This is a genomic window from Archangium sp. (genome assembly GCF_057119385.1).
On the sequence record NZ_DBNGVP010000117.1, the window covers coordinates 39607 to 62448 of the forward strand.

General features: G+C 70.5%; 15 protein-coding genes. 11 read left to right on the plus strand and 4 right to left on the minus strand.

What is annotated here, in order from left to right; genetic code table 11:
* The first annotated feature begins 42 nt into the window (after nucleotides 1-42).
* Both AC16DP_RS28220 and AC16DP_RS28225 read left to right on the plus strand, forming a co-directional pair.
* Nucleotides 43-1452, plus strand: coding sequence for a M20/M25/M40 family metallo-hydrolase (locus AC16DP_RS28220; protein ID WP_329728270.1), 1410 nt, complete (start codon nucleotides 43-45; stop codon nucleotides 1450-1452).
* Between the two features lie 40 nt (nucleotides 1453-1492).
* Nucleotides 1493-2749, plus strand: coding sequence for a peptidase C39 family protein (locus tag AC16DP_RS28225; protein ID WP_329728271.1), 1257 nt, complete (start codon nucleotides 1493-1495; stop codon nucleotides 2747-2749).
* Between the two features lie 48 nt (nucleotides 2750-2797).
* Here the strand turns inward: AC16DP_RS28225 and AC16DP_RS28230 are convergent, their stop codons facing one another.
* Nucleotides 2798-4174: a glycosyltransferase family 39 protein gene (locus AC16DP_RS28230; protein ID WP_329728272.1), complete on the minus strand. Its 1377-nt coding sequence runs from the start codon at nucleotides 4172-4174 to the stop codon at nucleotides 2798-2800.
* 257 nt (nucleotides 4175-4431) lie between these two features.
* Between AC16DP_RS28230 and AC16DP_RS28235 the strand changes: the two genes are divergently transcribed.
* A complete protein-coding gene (locus AC16DP_RS28235; RefSeq protein WP_329728273.1) occupies nucleotides 4432-6156 on the plus strand; it encodes an ELWxxDGT repeat protein in 1725 nt (574 codons plus the stop codon).
* 16 nt (nucleotides 6157-6172) lie between these two features.
* On the opposite strand, the gene AC16DP_RS28240 is transcribed toward AC16DP_RS28235, so the two are convergent.
* From AC16DP_RS28240 to AC16DP_RS28250, 3 genes are all read right to left on the minus strand, one after another.
* Nucleotides 6173-6364, minus strand: coding sequence for a hypothetical protein (locus AC16DP_RS28240; RefSeq protein WP_329728274.1), 192 nt, complete (start codon nucleotides 6362-6364; stop codon nucleotides 6173-6175).
* A 73-nt stretch (nucleotides 6365-6437) separates the two neighbouring features.
* Nucleotides 6438-7745 (minus strand): cytochrome P450, encoded by a 1308-nt coding sequence (locus AC16DP_RS28245; protein WP_329728275.1) that lies wholly within the window; start codon nucleotides 7743-7745, stop codon nucleotides 6438-6440.
* 85 nt (nucleotides 7746-7830) lie between these two features.
* Nucleotides 7831-10068, minus strand: a complete 2238-nt coding sequence (locus AC16DP_RS28250; protein ID WP_329728276.1) for a di-heme oxidoreductase family protein — start codon at nucleotides 10066-10068, stop codon at nucleotides 7831-7833.
* A 747-nt stretch (nucleotides 10069-10815) separates the two neighbouring features.
* On the opposite strand from AC16DP_RS28250, the gene AC16DP_RS28255 reads away from it, so the two are divergent.
* The 8 genes from AC16DP_RS28255 to AC16DP_RS28290 are packed head-to-tail and all read left to right on the plus strand — an operon-like array spanning nucleotide 10816 to nucleotide 22835.
* Nucleotides 10816-12048: an ROK family transcriptional regulator gene (locus AC16DP_RS28255; RefSeq protein WP_329728277.1), complete on the plus strand. Its 1233-nt coding sequence runs from the start codon at nucleotides 10816-10818 to the stop codon at nucleotides 12046-12048.
* Nucleotides 12045-12896, plus strand: coding sequence for a glycoside hydrolase family 16 protein (locus AC16DP_RS28260; protein ID WP_329728278.1), 852 nt, complete (start codon nucleotides 12045-12047; stop codon nucleotides 12894-12896). Before AC16DP_RS28255 ends, AC16DP_RS28260 begins: the two co-directional genes overlap by 4 nt.
* On the plus strand, nucleotides 12893-14548 hold the full coding sequence (locus tag AC16DP_RS28265; RefSeq protein WP_329728279.1) for an ABC transporter substrate-binding protein: 1656 nt from the start codon (nucleotides 12893-12895) through the stop codon (nucleotides 14546-14548). The genes AC16DP_RS28260 and AC16DP_RS28265 overlap by 4 nt, the downstream gene beginning before the upstream one ends.
* A 1-nt stretch (nucleotide 14549) precedes the next feature.
* Nucleotides 14550-15530: an ABC transporter permease gene (locus AC16DP_RS28270; protein ID WP_329728280.1), complete on the plus strand. Its 981-nt coding sequence runs from the start codon at nucleotides 14550-14552 to the stop codon at nucleotides 15528-15530.
* A complete protein-coding gene (locus AC16DP_RS28275) occupies nucleotides 15523-17283 on the plus strand; it encodes a dipeptide/oligopeptide/nickel ABC transporter permease/ATP-binding protein (protein WP_329728281.1) in 1761 nt (586 codons plus the stop codon). The genes AC16DP_RS28270 and AC16DP_RS28275 overlap by 8 nt, the downstream gene beginning before the upstream one ends.
* Nucleotides 17280-18275 (plus strand): ABC transporter ATP-binding protein, encoded by a 996-nt coding sequence (locus tag AC16DP_RS28280; protein ID WP_329728282.1) that lies wholly within the window; start codon nucleotides 17280-17282, stop codon nucleotides 18273-18275. Before AC16DP_RS28275 ends, AC16DP_RS28280 begins: the two co-directional genes overlap by 4 nt.
* Nucleotides 18256-19629 (plus strand): GH1 family beta-glucosidase, encoded by a 1374-nt coding sequence (locus tag AC16DP_RS28285; RefSeq protein WP_329728283.1) that lies wholly within the window; start codon nucleotides 18256-18258, stop codon nucleotides 19627-19629. Before AC16DP_RS28280 ends, AC16DP_RS28285 begins: the two co-directional genes overlap by 20 nt.
* A complete protein-coding gene (locus AC16DP_RS28290) occupies nucleotides 19626-22835 on the plus strand; it encodes a glycoside hydrolase family 2 TIM barrel-domain containing protein (RefSeq protein WP_329728284.1) in 3210 nt (1069 codons plus the stop codon). The genes AC16DP_RS28285 and AC16DP_RS28290 overlap by 4 nt, the downstream gene beginning before the upstream one ends.
* Nucleotides 22836-22842: the final 7 nt, after the last annotated feature.

Genomic DNA, 22842 nt, shown 5'->3' on the forward strand with positions numbered 1-22842 from the left:
TGAGCCTCCCAGGGAGAGCGGCCATTACCATAGACTGACAATATGCGCCCCCTGTTCTTCGCTCTCGCCCTCCTGGCCGTGCCGGGTTGCGGCCACGCCGCCGCACCGTCTCGAAGCGCCCCGCCCCGAGCGGCCGAGGAGATGCGCACGCTCCTCTCCGAGCTCATCGCCGTGGACACCTCCAACCCGCCGGGCAACGAGACCGCCGCCGCCCAGGTGGCCGCGCGCTGGCTGCGCGAGGCCGGCATCGAGTCCCAGCTCTTCGAGCCCGTGCCCGGACGCGCCCACCTGATCGCCCGGCTGAAGGGCAGTGGCGGTGCGCGCCCCGTGCTGGTGCTCGCCCACCTGGACACGGTCCCCGCCCGGCGCGAGGAGTGGGCCTCGGACCCGTGGACGCTCACCGAGCGCGATGGCTTCCTCTACGGGCGCGGCGTCCAGGACAACAAGGGCATGGCCGCGGCCAGTGTGCTCGCGCTGCGCAGGCTGAAGAGTGACAAGGTGAAGCTGAAGCGCGACGTGGTGCTGGTGCTCAGCGCGGACGAGGAGGCGGGCGGCCAGGCCGGCATCGACAAGCTGTTGGAGGCCCGCCCCGAGCTGCGCGAGGCGGAGCTCGCCATCAACGAAGGCGGCCTCACGGAGCTGTCCGAGGACCGGAGCCGGGTGCGCTTCGTCAACCTCCAGGCCGCGGAGCGGGTGTCGCGCAACGTGACGCTGAAGGCCACCGGCCCCGGCGGCCACTCCTCCGTCCCGCCGGCCGCGCCCAACCCGATGGTGCGTCTGGCGGCGGCGGTGGCCCGCGTTGGCGCGCTCACCTTCCCCACCCGGCTCACCCCCGTCACCCGGCTGAACGTGGAGGGCCGCGTGAAGGTGACGGGCGGCGAGCTGGGCGAGGCCTTGAAGCGGCTCGCGGCCTCACCAGACAACCCGCCCCAGGAGGCGGTGGATGCCATTGCACGGTTGGAGCCGGCCCTGGCCGCCGTGCTGCGCACCACCTGCGTGCCCACCGTCTTCAACGCCGGCACCCGGCCCAACGTCATCCCCGCCACCGCCGAGGCCACCATCAACTGCCGGCTGCTCCCGGACGAGGACATCCAGGCGTTCCGCGCCCGGCTCGTCGAGGCGGTGGCGGACCAGGACATCCAGGTGGAGCTGAACATGACGCCGCCGGACTCGCCCGCCTCGCCGGTGGGAGACAACGCCATGTTCCGCGCCGCCACGGCCGCCGCGAAGAAGGTGTGGCCGGGCGCTCCCGTCTTCCCGCGCATGTCCACCGGCACCACCGAGTCCACCGCCCTGCGCCGCGCGGGCATCCACGCCTACGGCATCGACCTGTTCGCCCTCACGCCGGACGACGCGCGCACGGCCCACGCGCCCAACGAGCGGATTCCCTCGGCCTCGCTCCAGCCCGGCGCCGAGTTCGTCCACCAACTCCTGTCCGAGCTGGCGAAGTAAGCCCCCGCCCTCCTTCCCCGGCAGCACCCGAGCGAGCCTCATGACGACCCCGACGAAGACCCGGCATCCCCTGTTTCTGGTCCTATTGGCATCCACGCTGACGGCCTGCGTGTGGCAGGCCCGGCCCACACCCGAGGAGCAAGGCCCGGTGGCGAAGATCTGGAGGAAGAGCGCGCAGACGCGTGACTTCGAGCGCTTCACCCGCGAGGGCACCGCGCTCACCCCGGACGGGGCGCTGGAGCTCGACGCGGCCACGGCCCGCTCCGAGGCGGACCCGTTCCCCAGCCACACGCCGCCCAACGTGCAGACGCCGGTGCCCGTGGGCAGCTACGTCTTCGGCAGCGCGGCCTCGGAGGAGCACACCATCACGGGCGGCTTCGACAACGTGGTGCCCTCGTTCGACGTGCTGACGCCGCCGGGCACGTGGGTGAGGTTGACGCTCGCCGCGCGCGTCGACGGCGAGTGGACGAAGGACTACGACTTCGGCGTCTGGGCCTTCGACAACGGCACCGTGGCGCGCCACAGCAAGGACCGGCAGGAGGACGAGCGCGGCAAGGTCTTCACCGACACGCTGGTGCTCAAGAAGAAGGCGGACGGGCTGCGCATGAAGGTGTGGCTCTTCTCCTCCAAGCCCGGGGTGAGCCCGCGCGTGCGTGCGCTGACGGCGGCGATGACGGACTCGGCCCGCAAGGCCGCGGACGAGCCCTCGGACAAGCGCGCCTGGGGCACGGTGCTGGAGGTGCCGGGCCGCTCGCAGATGCTCTACCCGCCCAAGGGAGGCGTGTGGTGCTCGCCCACCTCGGTGTCGATGATCCTGGCGTACTGGGGCCAGAAGCTGGGCCGCAACGAGCTCGTGGTGCCGGTGCCCGTGGCCGCCGAGTACACGTATGACACGGTGTACGACGGCACGGGCAACTGGCCCTTCAACACCGCCTACGGCTCGGCGATTGGAGACGGGGCGCTGCACGGCCTGGTGGCGCGCTTCGACTCGTTCGCGCAGGTGGAGCGGCTCATCGCCGAGGGCATTCCCGTCAGCATCAGCATCGCCTACGAGAAGGGAGAGCTGAGCGGCTCGCCCATCCAGCGCTCGGACGGGCACCTGATCGTGGTGAAGGGCTTCACGCCGGAGGGGGACGTCATCTGCAACGACCCCGCCTTCCCGAACGACGAGCGGGTGAACGTGACGTACAAGCGCGAGGAGCTGATGAAGGCGTGGGACCACTCCCGCCGCTCGGCCTACGTGCTGTGGCCCTCGGGTACCCCGCTGCCCGCGGGCTCGCTCACCTTCGTGCAGTGAGACAAGCTCAGGCGTTCCGGTCCCCTGCTCGGAGCGCCCGCGTCACCTTCACGGCCCGGAAGGAGACGTGAGCAATTCCCCGGAGCCGCTCGCGGAGGGGCAGCGCTTCCAGAGCACCACCCTGCCCCACCGCCTCTGGACGCAGAACCCGGCGGCCTCCACCTGCCGCTCGCCGAGCGCCCCACCGCTCACGAGCACGTGGGAGAACCGGGCCTCCGTGAGCGGGCCCTCCAGCTCTCCCACCTGATGATCGGGGCGCACGAGCAGGGGCACGTCGCGGTGCAGGTAGAAGCGGCCGCTGATGTTCCACTCCTGCTGGCCCGCGACGATGAGCCCGGTGAGGGACTCGTCCCGTCCGGCGAAGACGAGCGCGTCGAGCTGCTCCGTGGCCAGCCCACCCGGCATCTGCACGGTGGCCGCCGCCAGCGAGGAGAGCGCGTACGCCCCCACGAGCCCGCCCATCGCCCGCGGGGAGCGGACCCACCGCGAGACGGTGGCCCAGGCCGGTCCCGCGGCGAGGGCCACGAACAGCGGCAGCAGTGGCACCAGGAAGCGGAGCTCCTTGTGCGCGAGCAGCGACATCACCCCGAGGTAGAAGACGAAGGAGCCCCCGAGCAGATCCCTCCGGGCCAGCCCGCGCCCGAAGTGCCAGACGAGCAGCAGCGGCACCATGCCCACCAGCTTGGGCAGGTACCACCACGCCGGCTGCGTGCCGAACTTCTCCGAGCCGCCACTGAGGATGTTGAACTCGAAGTACTTCCAGAGCGTGTGCCAGGGCGCGCCCCATGTGAGCCCGTCGAGCAGGCCGAGCGCCAGCAGCACTCCGCCCACGCCCAGCGCGCCACCCGCCAGCGAGCGCCAGCGCCGCGCCGCCAACAGACTCACGGCGATGGGCACGCCGAACACCGCCGAGGGGTAGCGCACCACGAAGGCCAGGCCCAGCAGCACACCACTCCAGAAGCCCTCGCGCAGGCCGTCCCGGACGCGGGCGCGCCAGGCCCACAGGAGCGCGCCGAGCAACGGGGCCACGCTCAGCGAGTCCGCCAGGGGCCTCGCGGCGTAGAGCAGCCACCCGCCCCACGTGACGTGGACGGCCGAGGCCAGGAGCGCGGCCTCGCGCCCATCCCGCTCCTCGACGAGCCGGAACAGCGCCACGGTGCCCCACGCCTGCGCGGCGGCACAGCAGGCCCACACCACCGAGGCCATCGCCCACGGGTGCTCGAGCCCCATCCGCCCGCACAGCGCGAGCACGCCTCCGAGCACTCCGGGCACGGCCCAGTTGCGCAGCCCCACCACCCACTCCCAGGCCGGGAGCCAATACCCGAAGGCCAGCCCATGCGCCGGCTCCAGGAACTGGAAGACCTCGTCCGGGTGCTGGCGGCCCCGCTTGAGCGCCACCACCGCGACGGCGAGCAGCGCGCCCACGACGGCGAGTCTCCGCTCCCACGCGACGGGCTTGGGGGGTGAGGGAGGAGTCATCGGTGCGGGAGGCGTCGGCACGGGCGGCGCAGATTGCCACGAACCGCCGCCGTTGGCGCCCGCCTGCTCGCTGGGGAGAGAGGCGCTCACCCAACGTGCGGCGCACGACGCGTCCGCTCGACCCGGGCGCGATGGTGGCGGGGGCCTGGGCGGACACACCTTGGCGGACGCGGGAGCCGGTCTCCCGTGGGGAGGGGTAGACAATGAAATCCTGGTACACGGCGGCCGTGGTGCTGCCCGGTCTGGTCATGGGCTCCGTGGGAACGGCCCGCGCGGAACAAGAAACCGAGGCCTCCTGGAAACCCAGGCCCGCCTGTATCGAGTCGAGCGGGCCCGCCTACCTGGTGCGGGACATCAACCCGGGCCCGGCGAACGGGTTCGTCCTCTTCCCTCGGGACGTGGAGGGCAGGCTCTTCTTCGGCGCCAATGACGGTGTCCACGGCCAGGAGCTGTGGAAGAGCGATGGAACCGAGGCGGGCACGGTGCTGGTCAAGGACATCAACCCGGGGCCGGACTCCAGCATCGTGGACCCCGACATCAATGGAATCGGCAGCGCGAGCTTCCGGGGGGAGTACTACTTTCCCGCCGGCACGCCCGACACCGGCCTGGAGCTGTGGAAGAGCGACGGAACCGAGGCGGGCACGGTGCTGGTCAAGGACATCCGGCCCGGCCCGGCCCGTTCCGAGTTCGGCTACCTCACCCCGCTGGGCCACCGGCTCGTCTTCGAGGCGAATGATGGTGTGTCGGGCTTCGAGCCGTGGGTGAGCGACGGAACGCCGGAGGGCACCCGGTTGCTGAAGGACATCCGTCCGGGCCCCGAGGGCTCCCTGCCCCTGGACCTGCGGAGGGTGGGCAGGAAGGTCTTCTTCACCGCGAATGATGGCGTCCACGGCACGGAGCTGTGGGTGACCAACGGAACGGAGGCGGGCACGCGGCTCGTCGAGGACCTCCTCGAGGGCCCCGAGTCCTCCGGCCCCTTCCAGTTCCACGAGCTGGACGACACGCTCGTCTTCCTCGCGGCGAACGAGGGCGGAGGCTTCGACGTGTGGCGCAGCGATGGGACGAGAGGGGGCACCTACCGGCTGAAGGAGCTGTTCCCCGGTGCCGTGCCCCTGTTGATGGAGGGCTGGCGCGAGGACAGGAAGCCGGTGGTGTACTTCGCGGGCAATGACGGCACCACCGGCTGGGAGCTGTGGGTGACGGACGGAACGACGCGGGGCACCCGGCGGGCCGCGGACATCGTCCCGGGGCCCGGCTCGTCCTTCCCCAACGGGCTCACGACGGTGGGCAGCACGGTGTTCTTCAGCGCCGATGATGGGGCCACGGGCTTCGAGCTGTGGCGGAGCAACGGCACGCCGGGAGGCACCCGGCGCGTCAAGGACATCTGGCCGGGCCCGAGCAGTGGCATCGACGGCCTCGGGGCCACGGGCTCGGAAGGCGGCCTCCAGAGGGTGGGGGAGCGGTTCGTCTTCGCCGCGGACGATGGCGTCTCCGGACTGGAGCTGTGGGTGAGCGATGGAACGGAGGAGGGCACCTCGCTGCTCCAGGACATCAACCCCGGCCCCGCGTCGTCCGTCCCCACCCGGTTCGCCCACTCGGGCGGGCGGATCTTCTTCATGGCGGATGATGGCACCCACGGCGAGGAGCTGTGGGCGCTTCCCGAGCGCGTGCTGGACGACGAGACGCGTCCGGACCTGCGCTGCCCGGACTCCATTCGCGTGAAGGCGACGAGCCGGGGCGGCACCTGGGTCTCCTACCCTCCGGCGAGCGTGAACGATGACACGGGCCTCTGCCCGCGGGTGCACTACAGCCGCCGGTCCGGCTCCTTCTTCCCGGTGGGGACCATCCGCGTGCATGTCACCGCGACGGACCTGGCGGGCAACTCCCGCGAGTGCACCTTCAAGGTGAAGGTGGAGCGCCGCCACTGAGCGCGTGAGGGTCCGCTCAACGGCGCGACAGGGCTCCCTCCACGTGGCGCACGAGCTCCACCAGGCGGGGGCCCAGGTCGCGCAGCAGCCGCTCGCGGGACACCAGGAATCCTGGCCCTCCACAGTTGAAGGCCAGGATTCCGCTCCCATCGGGGGCCACGAAGGGCACGCCCACCGCGTTCACGTCCCGGGACCAGAAGTGGCTCAACGGCACCCATGGCGGGTCCGCGGACCCCAACCTGCAGTGGCTGACGGGCTTCACCCAGCCGTAGTCCCCGGCCTCACGCGAGCAGCAGGCCCACCTCCCCGCGAGGCCCGACGGTCGTGTTCCGCACCGACACGCCCACGGGCGCATCACTCGCGGGGAGCAGGTCGTACGTCCTCAGGATGGCCGCCAGCACGAGCTTCATCTCGTAGAGCGCGAAGGCCGCGCCGATACACCGGCGCGCACCGCCACCGAAGGGGAGATACTCGAACGGGGAGTAGCTGCGTTCGAGGAAGCGCTCGGGGCGGAAACGCTCGGGCTCCGGGTAGAGCTCGGGGCGCCGGTGGACCTGGAGGATGGAGCTCCCCACGTCGGTTCCCGGCGGCAGCTCGTAGCCCTGGAGCGTGAGGCCCTGGCGCAGCGTCCGGCCGATGATGGGTGCCACGGGGTTGAGCCGCAGCGCCTCGGAGCACACCGCATCCAGGTAGGGCAGGTGCGAGATGGCCTCTGGCTCGAGCGGCTCCGGCTGGCCCCGCAGCTCCTCCACGAGCCGTGCCTTCACCGCCGGCTCCCGGTGGATGAAGTGGAAGGCCCAGGCCAGGGAGCTCGCGGTGGTCTCGTGACCGGCGACGATCAGGTTCAGCATCTGCGTCAGCAGCTCGTCATCGGTGAGCGCGCGGCCGTCGTCGAACCGGGCGGAGAGCAACAGGCTGAGGATGTCCTCGTGCGGCTCCGGCGAGGCCCGGCGCGCGCGCAGCACGTCCGCGAACAGCGCGGTGATCTCCTCCCGCTTCCGCTGGAAGCGCGCCCAGGCACTCAGGCCCAGCAACGGCCGGCGCAGCGGCTTGATGAACATGAAGGACGGCTTGAGGGCGTCGATGACCTCCAGCACGGTCGTCTTGAAGGACTCCCGCTCCGCCGGCTCCCGGAGGCCGAGCACCGCCTCGAGGATGACCTGGAGGGAGATCTCCTGCATGGTCCGGTGGACCGGGATGGGCCGGCCGCGCGTCCACCGGGCGGCGTGCTCCCGTGCGACGTCGAGCATCAGCTGCCCGTAGGCCCGCATGCGCGCGCCATGAAAGGGCGGCAGTTGGAGCTTGCGCATGGCCCGGTGGCGCTCACCGCTGAGCAGGATGAGGTTGCTCTCGCCGAGGATGGGCGCGAGCATCTCCGCGCCGAGCGCGAGGTAGGTGTCGGGATCGGCCGTGAACAGCGTCCGAACGCCCTCGGGATGTCCGGTGACCACCATCTTCCCGGCGAAGCCCGGCCACGAGAAGAGGTCTCCGTACCGCCGCCCCGCCTCGAGCAGGGTCGCGTAGGGCTCGCGGAGATACTTCAGCGAGACGAGGAGATTGTTCCTGGGACCGGGTGGCAGGCGGTTCATGCCCCGCAGCCTACACCCGGAGTGAAGAGCGGAGGGGACCGCCCATCCGCGGAGCGGTCCCCCGAACAGTGCTATCCGTCCCGCGTCACAGCGACTGCAGGAAGCGCAACAGGGCGGCGCGCTCGGTGCTGGTCATCCGGACGAAGGCCTGCTGCGCGGCCTGCGCCTCACCGCCGTGCCAGAGGATGGCCTCGGTCAGGTTGCGCGCGCGGCCGTCGTGCAGGTAGGCCTCGCCGCCGCTGACACCCGCCGTCAGGCCGATGCCCCACAGCGGAGGCGTGCGCCACTCGGAGCCGGAGGCCTGGCCTTCCGGCAGGTTGTCCGCCAGGCCCGTGCCCATGTCGTGCAGCAGCAGGTCCGTGTACGGGTGGATGGTCTGGCTCCGCAGCTCCGCGTTCGGGTGGTAGGCGCTCGTGGTCAGCGTCTCCGTGTGGCACTTCGCGCAGCCCGCGTTGCGGAACAGCGTCTCGCCCTGGAGGGCCTGCGTGTCGCGGTAGTCACGGCGCGCCGGGACGCCGAGCAGGGCGATGTAGCGGGTGAGCTTGTCGAGGTCCGTGTTGTTCAGCTCCGTGCTGGTGCCCGAGCAACCGGTCTGCGACGTGCCGCAGTCCAGCGTCGTGAAGACGGGGTTGGTGACGCCCATGTCGTTGCGGAACGCGTCGGCGATCTGGTGGCGCACCTTCGCGGCGCCCGCCTTCCAGCCGAAGCGGCCCAGGCGCGTGGCGCCCGTCTCGGGATCCGTCACGGTCTGCATGCGGCCGGAGATGCCATCGGCGTTGCTGTCGTTGGGGTCCGCCAGGCCGGCGATGGCCGACTCGGGCACCGCCTCCAGCAGGCCGATGCCCACCAACTGCGGCGTGATGCGCGCCGAGTAGTTCGTGGGCGTGACGTTCAGGAAGCTGTAGGTGGGCTTGCGCAGCTGGTAGGCCGTGCCGTCGGTGAACGTGCCGCTGGTGGTGGTCCAGCTCGCGATGCGCACGTCACCCTCGGGCGTGCCGCTGGTGCTGCGCGGCTGGATGCGGTAGCCGAGGAAGGGCTCCGCGGTCACGGAGGTGCCACTGACGCGGCCCACCTTCACCGTGTAGTTGCTCAGCGAGGTGTTGACGGCGGGCGGCAGGCCGCGGCCGTTCCGCACGTGGCAGGCGATGCAGGAGCGCGCGATGTAGTTGGGCCCGAGCTTGTTCGCCTGCGCCGTGAGGACGGGGTTGCCCGGCTCGGAGTGGCTGCCATCTCCGAAGTCGGTGTGGTGGAGGCGGCGGCCCTCGACGAAGGGCTGCGCGTTCACCGGCGCCATGTTCAGCGCCATCTGCAGGAAGTGGTTGTCCGGCTCGTTGGACAGGTGCTGGTTGCCGGTGGTGCGGCCGCCGCTCTGGCCGATGGCCGGCATGGGGAAGGAGTCCTGGACGGCGCCGGAGACCTCGAGCGGTACGATGCCGCCCGTGCCCACCATGTACAGCATGATGGTGGAGTAGTAGTTGAAGCGGCCGTTCACGGGCTGGCGCAGGAAGACACCGACCTCGAGCTCCATCCGGTCACCGATGCGGATGGCGCGGCCCTCCTTGGCGTTGAAGTTGACGCTGGCGGTGTACTGGTAGTCGTTCACCGTCGTGAAGTCCGCGTTGTGGAAGTACTCGGCCTCCGTGTTGAGGCCGCGGAAGAACGCGCGGAAGTCCGGGCTGTCATACGGGTAGAGGGTGTAGAGGTTGACGACGATGCGGCTGCCGCCCTTGGCCACCTCGTCCACGATCTCGATCCAGTGCGTGCGGTTCTCGAAGTACAGCGAGAGGTAGTGGTCATACGCCTGGTACTGGTCCTCACGCGCATGGCGGTCGCGGACGCGGTCGCCCACGCGGGTGATGATGGCCGTGGCCGTCTCCTGCACCGTGGCCGGCTCCAGCGACGTGGTGTTGTTGTACAGGGGCACGATGCTGCCCGTGTCGCCACCGCCCGTGCCCGCGTCCGTGCCACCGCCCGTGCCCGCGTCCGTGCCGCCCGTGGTGCCGTGCGTGTAGCGCGCCCACGTCGTGTCGTAGGCGCAATTACAGGCAACGTCCCAGTACGTGTACGAGTAGTCGACGACGGTGCCCGAGGCCAGGTTCGTCAGCGTGAACTCGTTGCGGCCATTGATGACCGTCATCCGCACGTTGAGCTGGCCGCCGTTGTTGACCTTGTAGTGGATGTCCGCCCACGACGTGGTGTTCACATAGAAGATCGCCGACGAGCCCGAGGGCTGCACCCCGTACGTCGCCGCGGCGAGGGCCCCTCCCGCCAGAAGCGTGGCGAGCACCAGCCCCACTGCCAGTCCTGCAGCTTTGTTTCGCATATGGTTTTTCTCTCCGGTCGAGTCCTCCGCACGGGCACACGAGAAACTCCACCGTCCGAAGGAAGTCCCCATGTTAGGCACGGAGGACCGGATTCCTATAGAGGTCGGTAAAACCGCCTGGTATTGTTGGGTTCGCAACAGACATTTCATTTCCGGGCGGACGACGCAGCGCAACGCGTCATGCGCGGATGCGCGCACGCCCCCCACCTGCGACCACCGGATGCTTGCAATCTCTAGCAAGTCGCTGGTACTTTCTTCATTACTCAAACGAACTCGGTTGCGGTGACGTGGGGAGGGGATGCGGGGTCTTCCGCTGACGCGGAGCGTCCAGGAATAACGCGCCGCGCAAGGGCAGACAGGATTCCGCTGGCATCCGGTTTCTTCGTCGTACGGATGAAGGAATCCACTCGCGGAGGGGCGATATGCGGCGGCACGAGCGTTTCGCATGGACATGGGCGGTGGCGGGAGTGGTCTGCGGGGTGGGTCTGGTCGGCATGGGCAAGCCCGCGGGGGCCCGTAGGGAGGCCCCGGAAGGTACGGGGCCGGTGTCTTTCTCCACCCGGGGTGCACCGCGTGACGAGGAGGTCACCTTCCTGGAGGGCATGGGGCCGAGCACCGGGGGCTTCGGGCTGAAATTGGAGGAAGTGCCGCTCACGAGGGGGCCGAAGCAGTACACAATCGGCCCCGGCCGCGACGAGGACGGGAAGGTGGTTGCTTCCCCGCGGCCGAATGGAGCGTGAGCGCACGATGAAAGTGGGAACGGCGGAAACGGCGACGACGGTCGATGCGGCGGGTATGCGCGCGCAGAACAGCAGCCTGTTGCTGAACATGATCTGGCGCGAGCAGCAGCTGTCGCGGGCGGAGATCGCCCGGCGCACGCAGCTGAGCCCGTCCACGGTGTCCGCCATCGTCGCGGACCTGGAGCACTCGGGCCTGGTGCGCAACATCGGCGCCGGGGTATCGCGGGGAGGCCGCCGCCCTACCCTCATCGGCTTCTGTGACGACGCCTTCAGCATCATCGGCGTGGAGATGGGCGCCACGCACGTGACGGTGGTCCTCACGGACCTGCGCGGGCGCGTGCGCACCCACCGGCACTCGCCCCATGCGGTGCGCGAGGACCCCAGGGGCACACTCCAGAAGGTGAAGGAACTGGTGCAGGAGTGCCTGGACGCCGAGCGCGTGCCGCGCCGCTCCGTGCTGGGCATGGGCGTGGCCGTGCCGAGCCCCGTCCACCCCGCCACCCCGGGCAAGCTGTCCCCGCTCATCGTGCCGGCATGGCGCGACTACGACGTGCAGGAGTCGCTCAAGTCCGCCTTCAACATGCCGGTGTTCGTGGACAACGACGCCAACCTGGGCGCGCTGTCCGAGCGCTACTGGGGCGCGGGCTTGGGGGGCGAGGATCTGACGTACATCAAGCTGGGCACGGGTATTGGCGCCGGCTTCATCATCCACGGCGACGTCTACCGGGGCTCGGGCGGCACCGCCGGAGAAATCAGCCACATCGCCGTGGACCCGGCGGGCCAGCAGTGCGTGTGCGGGCTGCGCGGGTGCCTCGTCACCCTGATTGGCACCGCGCCGTTGATGGAGCGCGCCAAGGAGCTGATGGGACTGAAGGGCCGCCGGACGCCCACGGTGCGCGAGCTGGTGGAAGGCGCGCGCGCGGGAGACCCGGCCGCGCGGCAGGTCATCGACAGCCTGGGCCACTACCTGGGCATCGCCGTGGCGGGCCTGCTCAACCTGCTCAACCCGGCCATCGTCGTGCTCGGCGGAGAAGTCTCCTCGGTGGGAGACCTGCTGCTGGATCCGTTGCGCGCATCGGTGCGCAAGCGGGCGCTGTCCACCTCCATGGCGGAGACGCGCATCGTCACCTCCGCGCTGGGAGACCGGGCCATCGCGGTCGGCGCGGCCACCCTCGTGCTCCAGGCGGCGCTGCGCGACCGCTCCCTCTTTCCCCTCCAACACGTCCGGAAGACAGCATGACCCGACTCCGTCTCCTCCCGTGGCTCGTCGCGCTGGGCACACTCGCCTGTGACCCGGCGGCCAACCGGGCCAACAAGCCCGACGTGACGCCCTCCTCCCCCTCGCAGCCTGGCCCGGAATGGCAGCTGGTGTGGCAGGACGAGTTCGATGGACCGGCGGGAACCCCGCCCTCCCCCGAGCGCTGGGTGCACGACGTGGGAGGAGAAGGATGGGGCAACGCACAGCTGGAGTACGACACCGCGCGGCCGGAGAACGCATCGCTGGACGGCACCGGCAACCTCGTCATCACCGCGCGCAAGGAGAGCTACCTCGGGCGGAGCTACACGTCCGCGCGCATCAACACCCGCAGGAAGTTCGAGCAGACCTACGGCCGTTTCGAGGCGCGCATCCAGCAGCCGGTGGGGCGCGGCCTCTGGCCGGCGTTCTGGCTGCTGGGCGCGAACATCGACGAGGTGGGCTGGCCGGAGTGCGGGGAGATCGACATCATGGAGTACCGGGGCCAGCTCCCGGCGCTCACCCGCGGCTCGCTGCACGGGCCGGGCTACTCGGGCGGGGGCAACATCGGCGCCGAGCACGCCGTCAGCGGAGGGAAGCTCCACGAGGACTTCCACGTCTACGCCGTGGAGTGGGAGCCCAACCGCATCCGCTGGCTGCTGGACGGTGTCACCTTCTTCGAGGCGACGCCCGCGCGCCTGCCCGCCGGGACGCGGTGGGTGTATGACCATCCGCACTTCATCATCCTCAACGTGGCGGTGGGAGGGAACTACGTGGGGCCGCCGGACAGCACCACCGTGTTCCCGCAGCAGATGAAGGTGGACTACGTCCGCGTATACTCGAGGGCGCAATGAAGCCCGTGCTCCTGCTGGTGCCCGTGGTGGTGGTGCTGCTGGTGGGCTGTACCTCCTCCTCGGAGCCCCGCCCGCGGCAGCCGGGCACGCTGTTCGTCTCCGTGGAGCAGCAGAGCGCGTGGGTGCGCAACTTCAACCCGCTCTTCACCGGGGCGGGCTCGCGCTGGCCCACGCGGGCCGGCGTCTACGAGTGCATGGAGGTGTTCCTCCCCTCCTCCGGCGAGTGGAAGCCATGGCTGGCCACGGCGCACGCCTGGTCCGAGGACCACCGGACGCTGCGCTTCACCCTGCGCGAGGGCGTGCGCTGGAGCGACGGGCGGCCCTTCACGGCCGAGGACGTGGCCTTCACCTTCCAGCTGCTCCAGAAGCACCCCGCGCTGGACTCGGGCGGCGCGTGGCGCTTCCTGGAGGACGTGCGCGCGGAGGGGACGCACGCGGTGGCCTTCCAGTTCTCGCGCGTCTACATCCCCGGCTTCTCGGAGCTGGCGCACCAGCCCATCGTCCCGCGCCACGTCTGGGAGAAGGTGGCGGATCCGGTGACGTTCACCAACCCGGAGCCGGTGGGCACGGGGCCCTTCACCCAGGTGAACGTCTTCCGCAACCAGGTGTACGAGCTGGGGCGCAACCCGAACTACTGGCAGCTCGGCAAGCCGGCCGTCTCCGCGCTGCGCTTCCTGGCCTTCCCCACCAACGACCAGGCCAACCTGGCCCTGGTGGAGGGCGAGGTGGACTGGGCCGGCAACTTCGTGCCCGCGGTGGACCGGACCTTCGTGTCGAGAGATCCGGAGCACCACGCGCGCTGGTTCCCGCTCTACGGCAGCACCGTCTTCCTCTATCCCAACACCACGCGGCCTCCCTTCGATGACGTGCGCGTGCGCAAGGCGTTGAGCATGGCGCTGGACCGGGAGCGGCTGGTGGACATCGCCATGTACGGCTACACGCGCCCGGCGGATGCCACGGCCCTCAATGACTCGTATACGGGCTGGCGGGACGCCGAGGCCGCCAGCGGCGCGTGGGTGCGCCATGACGAGGCGGCCGCCAACCGGCTCATGGACGAGGCGGGCCTGAAGCGCGGCCCGGATGGCCTGCGGCGCATGCCGGATGGTCAGCCGCTGGAGCTGGAGCTCGAGGTGGTGGGCGGCTGGTCGGACTGGGTGCGCGCCGGGCAGGTGCTGGCCCGCGACTTGCGCAAGCTGGGCGTCCAGGCGCACCTGAAGACGTACGAGTTCGGCGCCTGGTACGCGCGCCTGCAGAAGGGGGAGTTCCAACTCGCCATCGCCTGGTCGCTGGACGGGCCCACGCCGTACACCTTCTACAAGTGGCTGCTGTCGCCGCGCACGGTGCGTCCGGTGGGCGAGGTGGCCGCGGCCAACTGGCACCGCTTCGGCGACGGGGAGGCGGACGCGCTGCTGACGCGCTTCGAGACGGAGAGCTCGCCCGAGAAGCAGAAGGAGCTGATGGCCGGGGTGCAGCGGCGCTTCTCCGAGCTGGCGCCGGCCATTCCCCTCTTCCCCAACCCGTCCTGGGGCGAGGCCAGCACCAAGCGCTTCACCGGCTTTCCGAGCGCTCGAAATCCCTACGCGCGCCTGTCCCCCCATGCCGAGCCCGACAGCCTGCTGGTGCTGACGACGCTCGCCCCGAGGGAGCCCTGAGATGAACTACCTCCTGCGGCGGCTCGGCTTCTATCTCATCGCCGCGTGGGCCTCGCTCACGCTGAACTTCGTCATCCCCCGGCTCGCCCCGGGAGACCCGGCCTCCGCGATGTTCGCGCGCTTCGAGGGCCGGGTGCAGCCCGAGGCCATGGAGGCCCTGCGCGCCGCCTTCGGCTTCACGGATGCCCCGCTGTACATGCAGTACTTCACCTACCTGAAGCACCTGCTCACCGGGGACCTGGGGCTGTCCTACGCCTACTACCCGTCCCGCGTGTCGGAGGTCATCGGCACGGGGCTGGTGTGGACGCTGGGACTGGCCGGGTGCGCGGTCATCATCAGCTTCGTGGTGGGCTCCCTGCTCGGGGTGTTCGCGGCGTGGAACCGCGGCGGGTGGCTGGACTCGGTGGTGGCGCCCGCGTTCGCCTTCCTCGGCGCCTTCCCCTACTTCTGGCTGGCCATGCTGGCCCTGTACCTCTTCGGCTTCGGGCTCGGCTGGTTCCCCCTGCGCCACGCGTACTCGCATGACCTGGAGCCGGGGCTGTCCTTCACCTTCGCGGCGGACGTGGTCCGGCACGCGGTGCTGCCGGCCGCCTCCATCGTGGTGGCCACGCTGGGCGGGTGGATGCTGAGCATGCGCAACACCATGGTGGCCACGCTGGGCACGGACACCCTCCGGCTGGCCCATGCCAAGGGGCTGCCCCCGCGCCAGGTGATGTTCCGCTACGCCGCGCGCAACGCGCTGCTGCCCAACGTCACCAGCTTCGGCATGGCCCTGGGCTTCGTGCTCAGCGGCTCGCTGCTGACGGAGATCGTCTTCTCGTACCCCGGCACCGGGTACCTGCTCATCCTCGCGGTGCGCAACCAGGACTACCCGCTCATGCAGGGGCTCTTCCTGGTCATCACCCTGGCGGTGCTCGCCGCCAACTTCGCCGTGGACCTGCTCTGCCTCTGGCTGGACCCGAGGACCCGCGCCCATGCTTGATTCCATCCGACGCCTGCTCCGCCACCGGAAGGCCGCGGTGGGCGGGAGCATCCTGCTGTTCTTCCTCGTCATGGCCCTGGTGGGGCCCTGGCTGGTGATGAACCCGAGCGACCTCGTGGGCCGCCCCCACCAGCCGCCCTCCAGCGCCCACCTCTTCGGGACCACGGGCCAGGGACAGGACGTGCTCGCGCAGACGGTGGTGGGGGCGCGCGAGACGCTCGCGGTGGGCTTCGCGGTGGGCCTGCTCGTCACGCTGGTGGGCGCGCTCATCGGCGTGACGGCCGGCTACCTGGGCCGCCGGGTGGATGACGTGCTGTCGCTCACCACCAACGTGTTCCTCGTCATCCCCGGACTGCCGCTGGCCATCGTCCTGGGCGCGTACCTGCCGTCCGGGCCGCTGCGCATGGTGGCCGTGCTGACGGTGGCGGGTTGGGCGTGGAACGCCCGCGTCTTCCGCGCCGAGGCGCTGTCCCTGCGCAACCGGGACTTCGTGGCCGCCGCGCTGGTGGCGGGCGAGAGCCGGGCCCGCATCATCTCCCGCGAGCTGCTGCCGAACATGGCGTCGCTGCTCGGCTCCTCGTTCATCGGCAACACGCTCTACGCCGTGGGCGCCCAGGTGGGCCTGGAGTTCCTCGGCCTGGGTGACGTGGGCTCGGTGACGTGGGGCACCAACCTCTACTGGGCCTCCAACGACGCGGCGCTGCTGACGCGCTCGTGGTGGATCTTCGTCCCCACCGGCGTGTGCATCGCCCTGGTCGGCTTCTCGCTCACGCTGCTCAGCTCCGCCATCGACGAGCTGACCAACCCGGCGCTCAAGGCCCCTCCCGCGGTGGCCCCCATCGCCCCGGTGGTGACGGCCGCGCAGACCGAGCCCCAGGCGCCCGGGGTGCTGCTGAGCGTGCGCGAGCTGTGCATCGAGTACGCGACGGAGCGTGGCCCCTCGCGCGTGGTGGACACGGTGTCGTTCGACATCGCGCCCGGCGAGGTGCTCGGCCTGGCCGGCGAGTCCGGCAGCGGCAAGTCCACCATCGGCTTCGGGCTGCTGCGCCTGCTGCCGCCCGCCGCGCGCATCAGCCAGGGGCGCATCCTGTTCAACGGCACGGACGTCACGGCCCTGGACGCGGAAGCACTGCGCGCCTTCCGCTGGTCCCAGGTGTCCATGGTGTTCCAGAGCGCCATGAGCGCGCTCAACCCCGTGCTCACCCTGGGCGAGCAGTTCCACGACACGCTGGCGGCGCACGGGCGCACCTCGAAGGCGGCCGCCTACGCCCGGGCACAAGAGCTGCTGGCCATGGTGGGGCTGTCGCCGGAGCTGGTGAATGCCTGGCCGCACCAGCTCTCGGGCGGCATGCGCCAGCGGGTGGGCATCGCGCTCGCGCTCGCGCTGGAGCCCAAACTGGTGGTCATGGACGAGCCCACCACCGCGCTGGACGTGGTGGTGCAGAAGGAGCTGCTCCAGCGGATGCTCGAGCTGAAGGAGCGGCTGGGCTTCGCGGTCCTCTTCATCACCCATGACCTGCCGCTGCTGCTGGCCATCTCCGACCGCGTGGGCGTGCTCCAGGGTGGCAAGCTGGTGGAGGTGGACACCTCGGAGCGTCTGCGCGCCGGGGCCCGCCACCCGTACACGCGCCTGCTGCTGTCGTCCTTCCCCCATCTCAGCGCCGACGACGCGGCCGGGCCGTCACCGGAGCTCGCGCTCGCGGCCAACGGGCCCGCTCCCGTGCGGACCGCGCTCCGTGGAGGTCATCAATGAGCCCTCCCCTGCTGGAGGTCACCGGGCTGTCGCGCAGCGTCCCCGTGGGAGGCTTCCTCTCCCGCTCCCGGCGCACGCTGCTCAATGGCGTGTCGTTCACCCTGGAGCGCGGGGAGATCGTCGCGCTCGTGGGCGAGTCCGGCAGCGGCAAGAGCACGCTGGCCCGGGTGCTCGCGCGGCTGGACGCGCCGGACGGCGGGAGTCTGCGGCTCGGCGGTGAGGACATGCTCGCCGCGGAGAAGCAGGGCGCCTCGCTCCACTACCGGGGCCGCGTGCAGATGGTGTTCCAGGATCCGTTCGCCTCGCTCAACCCCGTGCACACCGTGGGCTACCACCTGGAGCGGCCCCTGCTGCGCCACGGGCGGGCCACGCGGGCGGAGCTCCAGGCGCGCGTCCACGCACTGCTCGAGTCGGTGGGGCTGACGCCCGCGGAGTCCTTCGCCCGGCGCTTCCCGCATGAGCTGTCCGGCGGCCAGCGCCAGCGCGTGGCCGTGGCGCGGGCCCTCGCGGTGGAGCCGGACGTCATCATCGCGGACGAGCCCACCTCCATGCTGGACGTGTCCACCCGCCGGGAGGTGCTCCAGCTGCTGCGCGGCCTGACGAAGACGCGCGGCATCGGCATCCTCTTCATCACCCATGACCTGGCGAGCGCGCGGCACCTCGCGGACCGCGTCATGGTGCTGTACGCGGGCAACGTCGTCGAGTCGGGGCCGACCGCGCAGGTGCTCGCGGCGCCCCGGCACCCGTACACGCGGCTGCTGCGCTCGGCCGTGCCGGAGGGCGCGGACTTCCTGCGGGCCCCGTTGCCCGTGAAGGCCTCGACGGGGCCGGTGCCCCCGAATGGCTGTGCCTTCGCTCCCCGTTGTCCCCACGCGGATGCGCGTTGCCATGCCACGCGCCCGCCTGAACACCCACTCGCGGCGGACCACCTCGTCCGCTGCCACCTCGAATCCTCGAAAGGAGTCGTCGACGATGCGGCAGTTTCCTCCTGACTTTCTGTGGGGTGTCGCCACCTCCGCCTTCCAGATCGAAGGCGCCACCTCCGCCGACGGGCGCGGTGAGTCCATCTGGGACCGCTTCTGCGCCACGCCGGGAAAGATCGCCGACGGCACGGACGGCAACGTCGCATGCGACCACTACAACCGCTGGCGCGATGACGTGGAGCTCATGCGCTGGCTGGGCGTCAAGTCGTACCGCTTCTCCATCGCGTGGCCGCGCATCCTCCCGGCGGGCCGCGGCAAGGTGAACCAGGCGGGCCTGGACTTCTACTCGCGCCTGGTGGACGGCCTGCTGAAGGCCGGCATCGAGCCCTTCGTCACGCTCTACCACTGGGACCTCCCGCAGGCCCTGCAGGACAAGGGCGGCTGGCCCGCGCGTGACACGGCGAGCGCCTTCGTCGAGTACGCGGACGTGGTGAGCCAGGTGCTCGGCGATCGCGTGCAGCGGTGGATTACGCACAACGAGCCCTGGTGCATCAGCTTCCTGGGCCACGCCAACGGCGAGCACGCGCCCGGCCACAAGAACCAGTGGGGCGAGATGCTCGCCACGGCCCACCACCTGCTGGTGTCGCACGGCCAGGCGGTGTCCGTCATCCGCGCCAACGCGAAGAACGCCGAGGTGGGCATCACCCTCAACCTCGTGCCCCCGCAGCCCGCCTCGCCCAGCCCCGAGGACCTCGACGCGACCCGCGCCTTCGATGGCAGCTTCAACCGCTGGTTCCTGGATCCGCTCTACGGCCGGGGCTATCCCAAGGACGTCATCGCGGACCACCTGGCGGCCGGCCGCATCTCCTCGGAGACGCTGGACTTCGTCCGGGACGGGGACATGGAGGCCATCGCCACGCCCACCGACTTCCTGGGCGTGAACTACTACAACCGCGGCATCATCCGCAGCGACCGCATCCCCGAGGAGAAGAACGCCCCCCGCACCGTCCAGGCCGGGCCGGAGTTCACGGACATGGGCTGGGAGGTCTACGCGACCGGCCTCACCACGCTGCTCACGCGCCTGCACAAGGACTACCACCCGCCGCGCATCTACATCACCGAGAACGGTTGCGCCTACGCCAACGGTCCGGATGCGGACGGGCGCATCCGTGACACCCAGCGCGTGCACTACCTGAGCACGCACCTCGATGCGTGCCTGGATGCCGTGCGCCAGGGCGTGCCGCTCGGCGGCTACTTCGCCTGGTCCCTGCTCGACAACTTCGAGTGGGCCTTCGGCTACCAGAAGCGCTTCGGGCTCGTCTTCGTGGACTACGCCACCCAGAAGCGCATCCCCAAGGACAGCGCCCACCTCTACCGCGCCGTCGTCACCCAGAACCGCCTGGACGTGGAGAAGGCGGCATGAGCTCCCTCACCCTCGTCACGTGTCTGGCGGTGACGCTCTCCCAGGCGCCCGCCACCGCCGAGCCGGTGGCCGACGCCCCGGTGGCACCTCCTGCCCCGTCCCTCCAGCCCACGGTGGCGGCTGCTCCCGCCGCGGCCGTGCAGACCGTGCGCGTCTACCGCGACGAGCGCGGCTTCAAGCTCCAGGTGGACGGGCGGGACTTCCCCATCCGCGGCATGAACTGGGGCTACACGCCCATTGGCGAGAACTACCGCTACTCGCTGTGGAACCAGACGGACGACTTCATCAAGGCCGTCCTGAAGCGGGAGATGACGCTGCTGCGCGACATGGGCGTCAACGCCATCCGCCAGTTCGACGACATCCCCCCGCGCTGGGTGGAGTACGTCTACGAGAACTACGGCATCTACACCGTGCTCAACCCGCTCATGGGGCGCTACGGCACCTTCGTGGCCGGCGTCTCGGCGCCGAACACGGACTACTCCAATCCGGTGCACCGCAAGGCGCTGCTCACGGACCTGGCGCGGCGCGTGGAGCAGTACCACGGCACCCCCGGCGTCCTCATGTGGATGCTGGGCAACGAGAACAACTACGGCCTGCACTGGACGGGGTATGAGATTCAAGCGCTCCCCGGCCAGGAGGACGCCGCCCGCGCCGAGCACCTGTACTCGCTCATGGGCGAGGCGGTGCGCACCATCAAGGCCCGGGACACGCACCACCCGGTGTCCATCGCCAACGGTGACGCGCAGTACGTGGACCTCATCGCGCGCCTCGCCCCCGAGCTGGACGTCTTCGGCGCCAACGTCTACCGCGGCGCCTCCGCCCGCGACTTGTTCGACGTGGTGCTGCAGAAGCTGAACAAGCCGGTGATGTTCACCGAGTTCGGCGCGGACGCCTATGACGCGAAGGCCGGCCGCGAGGACCACCTGTCTCAGGCGGAGTACCTGCGCAAGCAGTGGGAGGAGATCTACACGCAGAGCTACGGGCAGGGCCGCGCGCAGAACGCCCTCGGTGGCTTCGTGTTCCAGTGGGTGGATGGCTGGTGGAAGATGGGACAGGAGGCCAACCTCTCCGTCCACGACACCACCGCGTCCTGGCCCAACGCTGGCTACCCGGGCGACTTCGTCGAGGGCCAGAACAACATGAACGAGGAGTGGTTCGGCATCAGCGCGCTGGGCCCCGAGGACGACGCGGGCATCGCCCGGGTGCAGCCTCGCACGGCCTACTACGTGCTGCAGGCGGCCTTCCGCCTGGATCCGTACGCCGCCACCACCACCCCGGACACCATCCGCCAGCACTTCGAGTCCATCCGCCCCACGGAGATGTCCCGCGGCTACGAGTCCTCCGTGGCGCTGGCGCGCGCCGAGGAGCTGAGCGCGGTGCGCGTCTCCAACCTGCGGCTGGTGATGGACAGCTCCATGTCGCGCGGAAGCATCGCCACCACGCGGCCCAACCTGGACAGGGTGGACCACACCGAGTCCATCTTCTTCGATCTGGCGATGCAGCCCACCTCCGGTGTGTACGGGCGCGTGTCGTTCAACATCGTGGGCAACGTGGCGCAGAACCGGCTCTACAACCTCTTCTACGAGAACCGGGGCACGCCGGCCACGCCGGCGACGGTGACCGGCACCCCGGCTCCGGGCACGCCCCCCACTGGCGCCGTGGGCCAGCCGCTCGGCCTGGAGCGCCTCGCGCTGTACCAGGCGGAGTTCAAGCTGGACCGGGAGGACTTCAACCTCGAGGGCTTCTACCGCGTGGGCCACACGCACTGGGGCGAGGAAGGCGACTTCTTCAACCTGTACCGCGAGGCGCACTACGGGCCGAACATCGACATCTACCGCGGCAACGCCCCCTTCGGCGTCGTGTTCAGCGGCAAGAAGGCGCTGGACGGCTTCAAGGTGGCGGTGGGCCCGGAGCTGTACTGGGGCGCCAACCCCTCCATCGTGGCCAAGTACCGCAAGGGCGTGGGCCCGGTGACGCTGACGCTCGTGCACCAGGAGGACCTGACCCGCGGCTCCACGGCGCAGACGGCCTCCGTCATCCGCGAGCGCGTGGCGCGCAGGACGGCGCTGGGCCTCGAGTGGCAGCGCGGCCCCATGGGCCTGGAGGTGGGTGGCATCTTCGCGGCGCCGCAGCGCATCGGCGAGGAGTTCATCTGGACGCGGCCCACGGACGGCGCCAGCTACCTGAACAGCGGCTACGAGGTGCTCCGGGACAAGGTGCATTTCCTGGACACGCTCGGCGCCAAGGCGCGCTTCACCTATGACCTGGGCATGGTGCGCATGTTCGCCCAGGCCTCGTTCCGCGGACTGGTGGCGGACGGTGGCCCCGAGCAGCGCACGGTGCTGACGGGCTGGAGCATGCGCGAGAGCGGCCGCGGCAACCACTACGCCGGGCAGGCGGGCATGACCTTCCAGCTGGGCACCTTCCAGGTGGCGCCCAACGTGCTCTACCAGAAGCCCCTCATCGGGCCCAACCCCACCATCAACGACGCCTACGTGGCGGAGACGGGGCAGTACTTCCAGGGCGTCAGGCCGCGCAGCGTGCTGTCGGACACGTTCAGCGTGCTGGACAACCGCGAGACGCTCGGCGCCGAGCTGCTGCTCACCTTCGACCCGACGCCCGGCACGTGGTTCTGGTCCTGGGACCGGGACATGCGCGAGGACGCGCCCTTCGCCGCGGGCCTGGACCTGGTCTTCCGGCACCAGCCCACGTCGCGTGACGCCGGCATCGCCATCCTCGCCAACGGCGCCACCATCGCCTTCGGCAAGGCGCCCCCCGCGGCGGACGAGTGGGAGGCCACGCTGCGCCTGGTGGGCAACCCCACCAAACGCCTGAAGCTCCATGGCACGGCCATGGTGGGCTACAACCAGTCCCCCGGCGAGGACGCACGGCAGATCCTCCGCTACGGCGTGGACGGCACCGTGCTGTTGGACACGCTGGCGCTCTCGGCGCAGCTGCGCCTCAACGACTGGGGCCCGTACGACTACCACCGCGTGTTCAACCTCACCTATCCGCTCCAGGCCACGGGAGACCTGTCGTACGGCCTCAAGCGGCCCGTGCTCGGCGCGGTGACCACCCGCTTCGGCGTGCGCGGAATCGTCCGCATGCTGGACCAGTACTCGGAGGGCCTCAGCGCGGCGGCCCTGTCGGAGGGGTTGATGGGCCGCGAATACGAGGTGGGCGCGTATGCAATCCTGTCGCTCTGAGGGAGGC